This window comes from Streptomyces sp. NBC_00576 (genome assembly GCF_036345175.1).
Classification (GTDB): Bacteria; Actinomycetota; Actinomycetes; order Streptomycetales; family Streptomycetaceae; genus Streptomyces.
Genome location: NZ_CP107780.1, coordinates 4,462,763 through 4,476,562, shown reverse-complemented (window position 1 = coordinate 4,476,562; position 13,800 = coordinate 4,462,763). Strand labels below are relative to the sequence as shown.

The window sequence follows — 13,800 nt, the reverse complement described above, 5'->3', positions numbered from 1 at the left end:
CCTCTTCACCGGCCAGTGGGCCGACATGCCCTTCGAGGAGCTGGCACGCCGCGCCGCCGAGTGGGGTTACGACGGCCTGGAGATCGCCGCCAGCGGTGACCACCTGGATCTCGCCCGCGCCGACGAGGACGACGCCTACGTGCAGTCCCGGCTCGACATCCTCGACCGCCACGGGCTGAAAGTGTGGGCCATCTCCAACCACCTGACCGGCCAGGCCGTGTGCGACGACCCCATCGACTTCCGCCACCAGGCGATCCTGCGCGACCACGTATGGGGCGACGGCGACGCCGAGGGCGTACGGCAGCGCGCCGCCGAGGACATGAAGCGGGCCGCCCGCGTGGCCCGCAAGCTCGGTGTCGACGTCGTCGTCGGCTTCACCGGATCGTCGATCTGGCCCTACGTCGCCATGTTCCCGCCCGTGCCCGGCGAGGTCATCGACCGCGGCTACGAGGACTTCGCGAACCGGTGGAACCCCATCCTCGACGTCTTCGACGCCGAGGGCGTGCGCTTCGCCCACGAGGTGCACCCCAGCGAGATCGCGTACGACTACTGGACCAGCGTGCGCACCCTGGAGGCCATCGACCGCCGCGCGGCCTTCGGGTTCAACTGGGACCCCTCGCACATGGCCTGGCAGGGCATCGACGTGGTGTCGTTCATCACCGACTTCTCCGACCGCATTTACCACGTGGACTGCAAGGACACCCGCATCCGCAAGGCCAGCGGCCGCCAGGGCGTCCTCGGCTCCCATCTGCCGTGGGGCGACCCGCGCCGCGGCTGGGACTTCGTCTCGACCGGACACGGCGACATCCCCTGGGAGGACGCCTTCCGGGCGCTCGCGTCGATCTGCTACGACGGCCCCATCTCCATCGAATGGGAAGACGCCGGCATGGACCGCCTACACGGCGCGGCCGAGGCCGTGCGCTACATCCGCTCCCTGCTGTGGAAGCTCCCCGAGGCGTCCTTCGACGCCGCCTTCAGCAACCAGTAGAGGGCGGGACCCACTGGTTGCGGGTCGCGGCGGATCGCGGACTGCTGCGGTCGCGATCGTCGGACCCGTTGGTTAACCTCCGTTCCCCCAGAGTGCTGCATGGCCTGGCCGTCCCAGTCGGCTCGTACGATCGTGGTGCGCATAGTTGAGGAGATCCCTCCGAACCAGCCGACGGAGTGGGCCGCGACAAGGGCGGTCGCCGGCAAGCTTGGGACCGACGCGGCCGAGACGAGGCCGCGTTCAGATGGGGCCGGCTGTGCGAGCTGCTCCAGGACCACGGCACCCTTGAGACGACCGGTACCGAGCAGGGCACGCACTGCACCGTCCAACGACGCGTCTCCGCGCTACTCACGCCCGCAGTCGGCTCGCACCATCGGTCGCTGCCTCCGTCTTGCCGGCCTCACCTCCGTCGGGCGGCAAGGGCGTCGGCAGGGTCATCTGCGGGGAGATGGCTGTGCTGTTGATAGGGCATTTCGTTTGGGTGTCGCTCCAGTCGGATACGCCGCCAGGCCGTGTCGAAGGAAGGGTGCCCCGACTGGCGGCAGCCGAGCGGACAATATCGACCCCGACTGGACCTGGGGCTTCGAGCGCCGGGGTGCACCGTGATCCAGACCCTGCGCGCCCAGCATGCGCTCGCGCACGAGGGCAGTCCCGTTCGGCTGAGTCTGAAGACCCGCCCCGAGGCATTGGATACCGGACTGACCGCGGCCTTCACCCGGGCCCTGGGGTACGGGATCGCCGAGGAAGTGGGACTACCTCCCGAAGCGGTGGCCAGTCTGACGGTCGACGGCCCAGAATGGCTGTCGAAGACGGTCAGCGACGTCCGAGTGACCTGGCAACCTGTTCCACACGCTGTACGGTCCGACGCCGTTGCCGAGATCATGTTCCTTGGCGCCGAAGGTGTTCCGACCGGGCGGTACGCCGGACGACTGATCGCACAACGTTCGGGCGAGCTGGGCGCCTCGGTCGAAGCCGACATCCACGGCGCCCGGTTGCAGCTGCTCGTCCCGTTCGACCAGCGCATAGAGGGGACGGTGCGATACTCCTTCGACCTCACCGGCCGAGAGCCCGCCGAGGCCATGAAAGTGCTGCGGCTCTATCAGCGCATCCTGCGTGGAGGCTCGCTTCGTATCAGCGTCGACGGCATCGACTTCGGCTCCGGGAAGCTGTCCACCAGAGGTACCGACGAGGACAATGCCGAGGTCGAGAAGCTGCTGTCGTACCTCACGGATTTGGAGATCGTGCAGCGCTACTGCGAGTCCTACTTCCCCGCGCCGCTCGTCTACAGCGGCGCCGAGCGCATCGACCTGCGGATCGCCCGCCTGCTCATCGAGGGCCGGTGTGTGGCCTACCGGTCGGCGCGCACCGTGACCATCACCCTCAACGGCCTGGACTTCCCAGTGCTTCGGACTGTCCTCGGCCCTCAGCCCCAATGCCTGCGCTTCGGTCCTCCCGGCTTCGAAGTCACCGTCGGCGGCCACACCCTGGACATTGGCCCCGTCCATCTGTTCCACGCCCACGTCACGGTCGACAACGGTCAGCAGGCCATCGCAGCGCTCAAGGCCGGGCGGGCTGCCGACACGAAGGTCGTCTTTCGCCCCCAGGACGGCGAGCACTTCCGCCTCTATCTTGCCGATGCCCCGGACGGCTCCCGTCCTCTGGCCCCTGTTCCTTGGCTACCCCGATCCCCGCTGAGGGCCCGCAGCGCTACCTCCAGCCGCAGGACGGTACCGATGACGATCCACTCGGAGGCCGGTCGCCGTGCATGCGCTGTAGATCGGCTTTGCCATGTGGGTCCTTCGGTCGGCCTCAGGCGGCGACACCGAGTTCCTTGCGGGTCCGGTGGACGAACTCCCGGACGGCCGGCTCGCGTCGCCAGGGGGCGAGGGCGGTGTTGAACTCGCGTACGTAGTCCTTGGCGCGGGCGGACTGGACGCGGGCGAGGATGTCGACGGACCGGTGGCCGAGTTCGAGGCCGTGGTCGCGGGCCTGGAGGTGGGCGGTTGCGACGATGGCGAGGCGCATGCCGACGGAGCGGGTGAAGGCGCCGGATGGCATGGCGGCGGCTTGTCTGTTCCAGGCGAGGGCGGCCTTGGGGTTCTTCAGGTCCCGGAAGATCTCGGCGGCGTCCGCGGACAGGCGGGAGTGCGCGTAGAAGTCGATCCACGCGGGCTCGTCACCGCCGTCGGTCTTCGCCTGGCCCAGCAGGCTCTCGGAGGTAGCGAGGGCTCGCGAGGCGGCCCGCGGGTCGTTTTCGCGAGCGTGAGCGCGGGCCTCGATCAGCTTGGTGAATGCCAGCACTCTCGGTGCGGCCTGTCCCTTGGCGCGGTTGAAGGCGCCCTGGGTCATGTCGATGGCTTCGGATGCGAAGCCGCGCATGAGGGTCTGCATGGCCATGGTGGTGAGTACGTAGCAGCCGAGCTGTACGTCGCCGCCGGCGCGGGCGAGGCGGAGGGCCTGGATGAAGTGGCGCTGGGCGGCTTCGTGCTGGCCGACATCGAATGCTGTCCATCCGGCCAGCCGGGACAACTCGGCGGTGACGGAGAAGAGTTCGCGGCCGATCTCGTCGGAAAAGCTGCCTTGAAGGAGTGGGGCGGCCCGGTGGTCGAGGCAGTCGGTGACGGAGTTGGCCTTCCAGTTCCCGCCGCCGTACTTGGAGTCCCAGCGGCGGGCGTCGTCGGCGGCGTCGCGCAGTTCGTCGAGGTCGGCCCGGCCGACCTGCTTCCCGCCGCTGTGATCGGCGGTCTCGTCGGCGGGGGTGACGAGCCATCGGGTGACGGGGGTGGTGAACGCGGAGGCGGCGAAGCCGGATCCGGCCAGGAAGTCGCGGCGGTTCACAGAGCTCCAGAACATGGTGGCGACGCGGACGGCGTCGGCGGGGTCCCTGGGGAAATCCAACCCCACCGACGCGTCGATTGTCTCTGCCTCGCCCATACCGATGTCGCCCAGGTCGACGGGCCGTCCCAGCCGCTCGCTGATGGCCTGCGCCAGCAGCTTCGGCACCGGCCACTTCGGCGTCATGCCGCGGCGGCACCAGTTCGCCACGGACGTGTGCGAGTAATCCGTCTCCATCCCGGAGCCGTGGGCGAGCTGGTTAACGCGCAGAGCCAGGGACTTGTGGCTCGCGCCGCAGGCCTCGATGAGCCGGGCCAGGTCCGTGTTGGGCGGACGGGGCCGGCGGACGGTCGATGCCACGACCTTCTCCCTTGCCGGTGACGGGAACACGGGTCGGCTCGAACAGATGGCTGAGCACGAAGAGCCGTACACATTCCGCGTGTTGGGTCACTGAGGGTATTGCCTCTGGCTGCCGGGTGAACCGCGTCTGCGAGTCGTGAGCCCCCGTGCGAGCCCTCCCCACACGCCTTTGGGGCAGCTGTGATGGAGGTCAGGGCCGCCGCCGGAACTGGATGGATCTCCTTCCGACGGTGGCCGCCGTCAAGGCATCACCACACTCGGGGGTGACCCAGAAATGTGCGGAATCGCAGGACTGGCCGGAGCCGACGCCGTCCGCCACGAGCACACGGTCGGTGCCATGGGCGCCTCGCAGGCCCACCGCGGCCCGGACGGCACCATGCACGCAGCGTCATCCGACGGGCGGGCGGTGCTGGCGATGAACACGCTGCTGGTCGTCGACCCGCAGGCGATGCCCGGCCCCTATCTCGACCGTGAGTCCGGCGTACTGTTGGCCTTCAACGGCGAGATCTACAACCACCGTCAGCAAGCGACTGCTTGGGGCATCCCGCTCGCCGCCCGGGAGACGGATGCGCACTTCGTGCTGCGGGCCTGGGCGAAGATCGGACCGTCCTGCCTGGACGGGCTGGACGGCATGTTCGCCCTCGCGGTCTACGACCCCCGGGTCGGGAAGCTGTACCTCGCGCGGGACCGGCTCGGCGAGAAGCCCCTCTACTGGCGTCTGGACGGCGGCCGGCTCGCGTTCGCCTCCGAGGTCACCACCCTGACCGGATACGGACCGGCCCCGCTGGTCCTGCGGCCGGAGGTGATGGCGTTGGAGACGCCGGTCGGCGTCGACACCCCCTTCCAGGGCATCCAACTGCTGGCTCCCGCGACCCTGTTGACCTTCGACGTTGCCACTGGCTCCCTCCACCAGCACACCGGGTGGTCGCTGACAGGCCGACAGCCCTTCGCCGGCACCTACACCGAGGCCCTGGCCCGGTTCTCCGTGGTCCTCGCCGAGCAGGTCCCGCTCAGGGCCCCGTCCTGCGACTTCGCGCTCTTACTGTCCGGGGGACTGGACTCGTCGGTGCTGGCCTACCTGCTGCGGCCGCCGGTCTGCGTCACCGTCCGCTACCCGGGCCAGGACCGGCTGGACGAGTCGCAGATCGCCGCGACGATCGCCCGGGACATCGGCGCCGAACTGGTGGTCGTCGAGCCGGATCACCTCGACTTCACCCGGGTCCTTCCGCACATGGTGGGCGCCCTTGACTACCCGATGGGCAACGCGTCCACGTTCTCCGAGTACATGGCCTACCGGAAGGTCGCCGACCTCGGCCTGCGGGTCGTCGTCGGCGGGCTCGGCCCGGACGAATTCCTCATGGGCTATGTCTGTCACGCACTGGTCCTCTTCGGCCCCGACGCTGTGCTGAACGCCGGAATGGATCCCTACCGGCCACTGGCCGCCAAGCTCATGCACACCGCCGGGGAGAGCCTTGATCCGGCGGAGGCGCTCACCCGGCTCGTTCTGCGCGGCCCGGACCCCGAGGGGCGCATCCGGGACCTGATCGCGAGCGTGATGGGCCGCTCCGATGGTGATCTGGCCCGCGCACTCACCCTCGCGGACCTGGCGACGGCCTGGCGGCCGCTGGTGATGACCAGCGACAAGCTTGCCTCTGCCTTTGCGTTGGAACGCCGGTCTCCCTATCTGGCGAGGGAGTTGGTCGAGCTGTCCTACCGGCTGCCCGCGGAGTACAAGATCTGCCACCCCGCCGAGGGCAAGCGGATCCTGCGGGACGCGGCGAAGGCCCTCGGGCTTCCCCGCGAGGTCTGGGGCAGCCGGGACAAACTCGGCTTCGCCAGCCCGGTCCCCGCCTGGTTGAACGGCCCCCTCGCGGCCTGGGCCGACGCCCAGATCCATACCTCCCTCACCGAGGCCCCGGTCTCATGGCGGCCCCTGCTGGAGGGCGGCCTCAAGCAGGGCGGCCGGTTCGACCGCACACGGATGCAGGCCCTGATGGCGTCGGTCTGGTTTCACGACCAGACGGTGAGGGCTGCCGCATGATCTGCAACTCGCTTACTACGGTGTCCGGATGCACCAGGACACCACCTCCGAAGTCCCGGCCACCGCCCGCGGCGCGGTCGCGATCATCACCAACCGCCACGGCGAACTCCTCCTCCATCTGCGGGACGACCTGCCGGGCGTCATCGCCTGGCCGAACCACTGGTCGGTCCTGGGCGGCGGCTGCGACCCCGGCGAACACCCGCACGAGGCGATCGTCCGCGAGCTCGACGAAGAAGCCGGCCTGGCCGTCACCGGCCTTACCGAGATCTTCGAGATCCGCGACGAGCACGGCTCCGGACAGCTGATCACCTTCTTCTCCGGCACCTGGGACGGCGACGAGACCGCCCTGCCGCTGGCCGAGGGCGTCAAGCTCCAGTTCTTCGCACCCGAACACCTCGACATCCTCACGATCCCGCCGTTCATCCGGGACGGGATCCACCGCCATCTGGCCGCCCGGCCCGCCTGACCGTGTCCTGCACGGGGCCGCCGGGCGGCGGCCCCACCAGGAAGGACACGCGCGTGAAGCTCACCGTCATCGGCTGCGGCTACCTCGGCGCCACCCACGCCGCCTGCATGGCCGAACTCGGCCACGAGGTCCTCGGCATGGACTGCGACATGGACAAGGTCGCGATCCTCAACTCCGGCAAGGCCCCCTTCCACGAACGCGACCTCGACGACCTGCTGGCCAAGCACACCGCGAGTGGCCGGTTGCGATTCACCCCCTCGTACGCGGAGGCCGCCGCCTTCGCCGAGCTGCACTTCATCGGCGTCGGCACCCCGCAACAGCCAGGCGAGATGGCCTACGACCTCACCCACCTGTTCTCCGCCGTACGCCAGCTCGCACCCCGCCTCCACAAGCCGGCCGTGGTGGCCGTCAAGTCCACCGTCCCGGTCGGCACCGCACCCCGCATCCGCGACCTGCTCCACAGCTACGCGCCCGTAGGGGATGCGGTCGAGGTCGCCTGGAACCCGGAGTTCCTGCGCGAATCCTTCGCCGTCGAGGACACCCTCACCCCGGACCGGCTCGTCCTCGGCTTCGACGCCGAGCACTCCTGGGCCGAGACGGTGCTGCGGCAGTGCTTCGAGCAGATCATCGAGGCGGGGACGCCGACGATCGTCACCGACTGGGCCACCGCCGAACTCGCGAAGGCCTCCGCGAACGCCTTCCTCGCCACGAAGATCTCGTTCATCAATGCAATGGCCGAGGTCTGCGAAGCCTCCGGCGCCGACGTCGGCCAACTCGCCGACATCCTCGGCCACGACGCCCGCATCGGCCGCCGCGGCATGCGGCCCGGCCTCGGTTTCGGCGGCGGCTGCCTGCCCAAGGACCTCCGCGGCTTCATGGCCCGCGCCGGCGAACTCGGCGTCGACCAGGCCCTGACCATCCTCCGCGAGGTCGACGCCATCAACAGCCGCCGCCGCGAGCGCGTGGTCGACCTCGCACGCGAACAGTGTGACGGCGACCTCACCGGCAAACGGATCACCGTCTGGGGCGCCGCCTTCAAACCCGACACCGACGACATCCGCGACTCACCCGCCCTCGCCGTCGCCCACAAACTCCACGAACTCGGCGCCACGGTCACCGTCACGGACCCCAAGGCCCTCGACAATGCCCGCAAACTGCACCCCGAACTCGACTACGTCGACGACCCGATCGCCGCCGTCCAGGACGCCGATCTGCTGCTGCACTTGACCGAGTGGGCACAGTTCAGCCGTATCGACCCCGCGCGGCTTGCCGCTCGCGCTGCGAGCCTGAAGGTGATCGACGGGCGAGGAACCCTCACTCCTGACATCTGGCGCGAAGCCTGCTGGACGTTCCGCGCCCTCGGCCGTCCCTGACAGTCTGCGCATCGAGCTCAGGCCCGTGCGTCCCAGTCGGCCGGTGCCTGGCTGTCGCCGTGCACCGTCCGCAGGCGTTCGGCCGGCTCTGTGGCCCCGAACTCCATCAGCGCTCTGCACAAGCGGTCGACGATGAACTGCTTGGCGTCCGTGGGCAGAGCGCCGAAGGACTTCTCCAGGAGGCGGGCCGTCTCCACCCACGCGGCTCCCGGCGCCTTCGCAGCCACCTGTTTGGCGATCTCGTCCATGGCGGTCACGGTTTCGGCACTGACCGCCGCTGGGGTCTCCAGCAGCAGCTGTGCCAGCGCGATGGTCGGGTCTTCGCGCAGCAGGTCGCGGAACCGAACGTACTGGGCGACGCGGAGTTGCTGTTCCTCGCGGGCAGCACGCGCGGCAGCCCGGATGCGCTCGTGGTCCCGGGCATCCTGCAGGTCTTCCGGCCGCGCATGGACGTGCACAGTGGCCCACTGCACGAGTACGCCCGTGCCGGCCAGGTTCGCCGGCTGTCCCAGACGGGCGTTCGCGCGGTACTCCAGCTCGGCGTGGGCGAGGATCGGGCAGTCGGCTGACAGGAGCACGACCTCGTCGATGACATGGCATGCGGCTGCCGCCGCGGGATCGTGGTGGCGGGAATCATCCGCCTCCCACTGGCCGTGGGCGCGAACATCGAAGCGGTAGCCGCCGTCCGCACTCGCGGCGGTGAACACGAGATCGATGGAGCCGGAGCGCGTGGGCGGGGAGCGGCGTCTAAACATCTGCTGCGCTGCCCTGCGGCCGGGGTCGGTGGGGGTCCGCGAGCTGGGTACGGCGGAGCAGGTCGGTGCGTAACTCGTTGCGCCCGCCTGCGTCGAGAGCGTGGCCTTGCAGCATCCAGTGCTCGGCGAGACGCACCAGGTTCAGGAAGCGCTGGCCGCGCAGGTCATCGGTGGGCGAGTCGTGGACAGCGCATACGAGAGTGGTCAGAACGCGTTCGGCCACGGGGCCGCGGGTTGCTGCTGAGTCCAACCAGACGATGCAGGCGCGCCGGGCCAGAGGGCTGGGGTCATCGGCCTCCAGGACGGTGCGCCAGCCGTCGACCACCCAGTCGGGGACCGGGGCCGAGCCGTCGCCGAGCAGCGAGGGCCGTCCGTTTTTGTCGAGTTGCAGCGTCAGGTTCAGGAACGCGCTGGCGGCGGCCCTGCGGAGCGTCTCCTGGTCGCTGCCGAACCAGGAGGTCAAAGTGGCGTGGAGCCTGGGGCGCAGCTCGTCGTCGCTCCACAGATGGTTGACGGCCTCTCCGACGGCGTCCGCGACACCGGGTTTGGTGGACAGCGCGAGATCGCCCAGCCGTCGGAGCATCTGCTGAGGGTGGGCAGGAGCGAGGGACTGGAACACCCGTGCCAGCGTCTGCTGGAGGGCGGCGGTGGTGTCCACATGCGTCATCCAGGTGCCCGTCGCGTTCCGGGTGAGCTGGCCGATCTCCGGATCGAGGCTGGCCGCGACCAGGAGGGCGTGGGCATGCGGGGCGAGGTTGCGGTCCGCGGACCAGTCGGTGGCCACCAGACGCAGCAGCCGTGTGGTTCGGGTGGCCTGGAGATGGTGGAGGGCCCAAGGAGCCATGCGTTCGGCGAGCTGCGTCCCTTGGGGGTGCTTCAGTTCCAGGCACAGCTGGGCGGTCCACTTGGTGAAGGCATTGATGAGTTCTGGCCGGTCACGCCAGAAGTACCTCACCACCGCTTCGGCGAAGCCGGGACCCGGGAACCGGAGGGAGCCGTCAGGAAGCAGCTCTGCCTTGATCTGCCGCGCGAGTTGGATCAGTCCGGGACCTTGCTGCCCCGACAGGGGTTCTGCTTTCTCACCCTTCTCTCCGAACGCCGAGGCGAGCGAGGCGATCCGTCGATGGACGTTCTCGACCGGTGCTCCGTCATACACCGCGGCCAGAAGCAGGTAGTTGCGCTCGTAGCTGTTGCGGCTGTCGTGGGCGTGCCACTCGGCCAGTACCTCCAGCCAGTCCGACAGGGCGTTCCCGGCTGCCTTCGCCACCACGTCGAGCTCGTCGTCGCCCAGCTCGGTTCCCCGGCCGGCATCAGCCAGGTACTGGGCCTCGCTCTGGGCGATAGCGCGTGCCCACTGCCTGATCTGCCCGGGGCGCCGCGGAAGGCCCTTCTTGAATTGGTGATGATCAGCCCAGGCCTCGGGCTTGGTGACACCGGCCGATCGCAGACAGCGGATGAACAGCTGGACCGGGTCGGGCGCCCGCGGTGTCAGGGCGAGCGCGCCGGCGCCGTGGCCGATACGGTCCCATAGCTCGGAGCTTGTGAGCACCACCAGGTAGGACCCGTCGTCCTCCAGGTCGACGACATGGCTCAGTTCGAGCCCGAAATCACAGCTGGACGGGATGCTCTCCTCGGTGGCGCGCAAGTCCAGAATCCAGCCGGTCCGCTTCCTGCCACGCAGACCTTCCATGCTGAAGCTGTCACCGGCGTCGCGGCGGACTCGGCGAAGCGTCAGATCCTCTCCTTCCATCGACCTCAGCAGATGGAGTGCCGCAGTCCAGCGTCCGCTTCCGAGTCCGTCGGCGACCAGGACGAGAACCTGGTTGTCCCTGAGCAGCTTGGCGGCTTCGTCCTCGTTGCCGATCGGCAGGTAGTCCGCGAGCTGCTGGTCGACCCATTCGATCGGCAGGGGCGCGCCGCTGTGGCGCTGCACTGCCTCGAACCACTGACCGACGAGCAGACCGTGATTGATGCCCGCGTGGACGCCGACCTGCGGGACAGCGGGCGTACGGCTCTCGCCGTCACGTTGCTCCGCGGACGGCAGCGGATCCTCTGGGCGAGCGGCGTCGGGAGTCGCCTGTTCCGTCTCACCGGCCGCCTCCGGAGACTCTTGTGCCCCGGCGATCGGTGCCTCCACCGGATCCGGCTCCGCCCGCGGGTCAGGGACACCGGAAACCGGGGCACCCGAGTCATCGGGCCCCTGGTCGGCCTGTGCCTCCGCTGGGATGTCCTCGCGGGGCTCTGCTTCAAGCCGGCCACGGGAATCGATGTCACTGGTGGGGGCGGTCATGCAGGAACTCCTCGTGGCTGATGGGCGTACGGGGACAGGGGGAGCGGGAGTCAGCCGTGGCTCTCGATGACGGAGGCCTTCATACCGACGACCTTCGCGCCGCGCTCCACGGACTTCGCGTCGATCACAGACCTGGCCCCGCCACGGATGGCGTCCTCCGCCTCCATCCCGATGACCTCACCTGCCACCCGCTCGTAGCGGTGTTCCGTGATCGGGCCGGTCTGCGCACGGCGCTCGCCCTCGAAGGTGAAACGCTGCCCGTAGACGTCTTCCAGCGCTTCACGCACCCGGCCGAGTGTCTGCAGCAACAGCAGGTCTGACGAGCTGACCTGCGCAGGGTCCCGCTGGTAGTGCGCCATGCTCAGGGCGAGAGCGTCCAATACCACGAGATGGGCATTCAGCCGATCGGGATCGGCCCGCAGTGGCAGCCGCAACGCGCCGACGAGTTGCGGCGGCACCTCGGGGGACGCTTCCGGCTCCGGAGGCCTGCCGGAGCGGTGACGGGACAGCAGCGCGTCCAAGCGTTGGTAGAGGAAGGTGAAGGTCGCCGGCAACGCGCTACTGGCGACCATGGACAGGTCCACGGCGTCGGACAAAGGCTTTCCTTTCTCGGGCATGCATTACGGGTCGAGAGCAGAGGCCGTCATTCATACCGCCATCGGCCCGTGACTCAAATGCGGACGTCCAGGAGTGGCGCAAACCGAACCAGGGTCCAGATAAGCCAACGGTTTTTCGCCAATGAATTCGGCCGTCCGGTTATCTTTCCAGGGTGCAAGTTATGCGAGTGTGGAATGTGACTACTGTGACTCTGGCGGTGTATGTGCAGGTGGATGCAATGAGGCAGGCGTGTGACTGTGACCGTAGGACCGGTACACAATTTCATCTGGGTGCCTCGCCGAACGGGCGGCTCGCCATGCGGCGTCAAACGAAAGAGCCCATCCCGAAGCCCGGATGATGCCTATCGCCCGTAAGCTTGTGATAGGTGAGAGTGCGAAGCGCAGCGCCATCAGATTCACGATGTGAGTGTGGCATTCGGCAGCTCATGGGCGGATTGATTTTCAAGCCAACATAAGAGTCCGTCCCGGGTAATTCGCGACCCGTAGCTATCGCCTATCTGTTCGAAGTGGTGAGTCGGGTGCGCACATTCGGCCAGACCGTCGGCGGTCGGCGTGACAGCAGGAAGACACGAGGCGGCAGGTGAACCCGGGGACGGTGTGCGCCTGCGCCCACTCTCTTTCTCGGAACTGCGGCCCGCGTTGGGCCGGGCACCGATCACGACCGCCGCAGGGTCGCTCGGTGTCAGATGACGCGGCGGCTGGTGAGGTGAGTGACGGTCGTGCTCAGCCACCGGCCGGGCACAGATGGACTTCACCGTGACCAGGTTGGCAAACCACTCGGTGGCTACAACCCGGGCGCGCGTCTCGTGTTCCAGAGATGCGCCAGCACCGGGGCCAGCATCAGACGGATTTCCATCACCACCCGGCAGACCCTGGGCGCGGCCATGGCCTCGGAGATGCGGTCAGTCGCAAGGAGTCGATACTCGACTGCCTGCGCGGCGTGCCCCGCACCTTGAACGGGCACTCGTCCAAGAGGGTTCACTGCCCTCGGGTCGACCGGCTGCGGCGTGCTTGGAGCAGGACGCCGCTGGTGTTGAGGCGGAAGCGGGCCATGGGCACGCTGACTCCGGTTGCGTCCGCGAGGGTCTGGGCGTCGGCGCCCGCGTACGCGTGGCGGAGCAGAAGCTCACGGGGCAGCAGGAGACAGCCGGCCAGCCAGTTGGCTTCCTCCTCCTGTTCGGGGTCGCACGTGAAGAACGCGTGCCCGCCGATCTGCTGCAGTTCACGTACCTCGTGGCCGAGCAGGACGTGGGCCAGCTCGTGGGCGATGTCGCTTATGGTGCGTGCGGGCTCGTTGCACGGGTTGTAGACGGCGACGGTACGGCCGCCCGGCAGATGGAACGTGGCGGCGGAAAACGCACCGGGCTGCACGCTTTCGAGCTCTCGCAGGCTGTCCATGCCGACCAGCTCCTGCGCGTCGATCACCTCGACGCGCAGGTGTGCGGCCAGCTGGCGGATGTCCGGCGGGACGTCGGAGCGCAGACCGAGCTGTGTGCGTACGCGGTCCGCCAGCCGTTCCGCTTCCGACTTGAACCCTCGGCGCACCCTTAACCCCTTTCCTGGGCGGAGCCGCCCGTGTCGGAGGCCGTCAGCTTGTTCTGCATGGTGGCGAGAAGGTCGGCGAGCATGCGGCTGGCCTGCGGGGTGAAAGTAGACGCCGCGCGCAAGTGAACCTTCACCTCGCTCTCGCGGGCGGCCAGGCTCCCGTAGAGCTCCTTGACCAGCCCGGCGATCTTCTCGGCCGCGGCATCCGTGAGGTTGGGGTCACGCGACAGATGGAACGCGATGACATCCGGGGTGCTCTCCGTACGGAGCCGCTGGGGCTGGAAGAAACGCTCGGGAGAGAGACCCAGCCAGTCGACGAGCCGGGTGAAGTTGGCGAGGTCGGGCAAGTGGCCCTTCTCCACCCGGGCGAGGGTGTTGAACGGCACGTCGGCCTGCTCCGCCGCCGCCCGCAGGCTCAGCCCCAACTGTGCGCGATGTTGCTGCACAAGTGTCTGCAGCGCCTCGATGTCGATGGGCTCGTCCACTCCCGCCACCTCCTTCCGCCGGGCGTCTTTCAGCGCACCGTAGCG

General features: G+C 68.7%; 11 protein-coding genes. 5 read left to right on the top strand and 6 right to left on the bottom strand.

The features are described 5' to 3' along the window. Positions 1 to 25: 25 nt before the first annotated feature. A complete protein-coding gene (locus tag OG734_RS19020) occupies positions 26 to 988 on the top strand; it encodes a sugar phosphate isomerase/epimerase family protein (RefSeq protein ID WP_330293708.1) in 963 nt (320 codons plus the stop codon). A 602-nt stretch (positions 989 to 1,590) separates the two neighbouring features. Next, a complete protein-coding gene (locus tag OG734_RS19015) occupies positions 1,591 to 2,886 on the top strand; it encodes a hypothetical protein (protein ID WP_330288711.1) in 1,296 nt (431 codons plus the stop codon). On the opposite strand, the gene OG734_RS19010 is transcribed toward OG734_RS19015, so the two are convergent. Next, positions 2,798 to 4,183: a sporulation protein gene (locus OG734_RS19010; RefSeq protein ID WP_330288710.1), complete on the bottom strand. Its 1,386-nt coding sequence runs from the start codon at positions 4,181 to 4,183 to the stop codon at positions 2,798 to 2,800. The genes OG734_RS19015 and OG734_RS19010 overlap by 89 nt on opposite strands. 274 nt (positions 4,184 to 4,457) lie before the next feature. On the opposite strand from OG734_RS19010, the gene OG734_RS19005 reads away from it, so the two are divergent. From OG734_RS19005 to OG734_RS18995, 3 genes are read left to right on the top strand one after another with little or no spacing between them, the layout of a single operon-like run. Next, a complete protein-coding gene (locus OG734_RS19005; protein WP_330288709.1) occupies positions 4,458 to 6,224 on the top strand; it encodes an asparagine synthetase B family protein in 1,767 nt (588 codons plus the stop codon). A gap of 28 nt (positions 6,225 to 6,252) precedes the next feature. Beyond that, on the top strand, positions 6,253 to 6,690 hold the full coding sequence (locus OG734_RS19000; RefSeq protein ID WP_330288708.1) for an NUDIX domain-containing protein: 438 nt from the start codon (positions 6,253 to 6,255) through the stop codon (positions 6,688 to 6,690). Positions 6,691 to 6,743: 53 nt separating this feature from the next. Beyond that, a complete protein-coding gene (locus OG734_RS18995) occupies positions 6,744 to 8,063 on the top strand; it encodes a UDP-glucose dehydrogenase family protein (protein WP_330288707.1) in 1,320 nt (439 codons plus the stop codon). Between the two features lie 17 nt (positions 8,064 to 8,080). On the opposite strand, the gene OG734_RS18990 is transcribed toward OG734_RS18995, so the two are convergent. The 5 genes from OG734_RS18990 to OG734_RS18970 all read right to left on the bottom strand — a co-directional run bounded on the left by OG734_RS18990 (position 8,081) and on the right by OG734_RS18970 (position 13,755). Next, entirely contained in the window at positions 8,081 to 8,770 is a 690-nt protein-coding gene (locus OG734_RS18990; RefSeq protein WP_330288706.1) for a hypothetical protein, read from the bottom strand. A 40-nt stretch (positions 8,771 to 8,810) separates the two neighbouring features. After that, complete coding sequence (locus OG734_RS18985) at positions 8,811 to 11,108, bottom strand: hypothetical protein (protein WP_330288705.1); 2,298 nt, start codon at positions 11,106 to 11,108, stop codon at positions 8,811 to 8,813. Positions 11,109 to 11,158: 50 nt separating this feature from the next. Continuing rightward, a complete protein-coding gene (locus OG734_RS18980; protein WP_330288704.1) occupies positions 11,159 to 11,704 on the bottom strand; it encodes a hypothetical protein in 546 nt (181 codons plus the stop codon). A gap of 999 nt (positions 11,705 to 12,703) precedes the next feature. After that, a complete protein-coding gene (locus OG734_RS18975) occupies positions 12,704 to 13,270 on the bottom strand; it encodes an ImmA/IrrE family metallo-endopeptidase (RefSeq protein WP_330288703.1) in 567 nt (188 codons plus the stop codon). Between the two features lie 2 nt (positions 13,271 to 13,272). Further along, positions 13,273 to 13,755 carry a helix-turn-helix domain-containing protein gene (locus OG734_RS18970; RefSeq protein ID WP_330288702.1) on the bottom strand — a complete coding sequence of 161 codons (483 nt, stop codon included), beginning with the start codon at positions 13,753 to 13,755 and terminating at the stop codon, positions 13,273 to 13,275. Positions 13,756 to 13,800 lie beyond the last annotated feature (45 nt).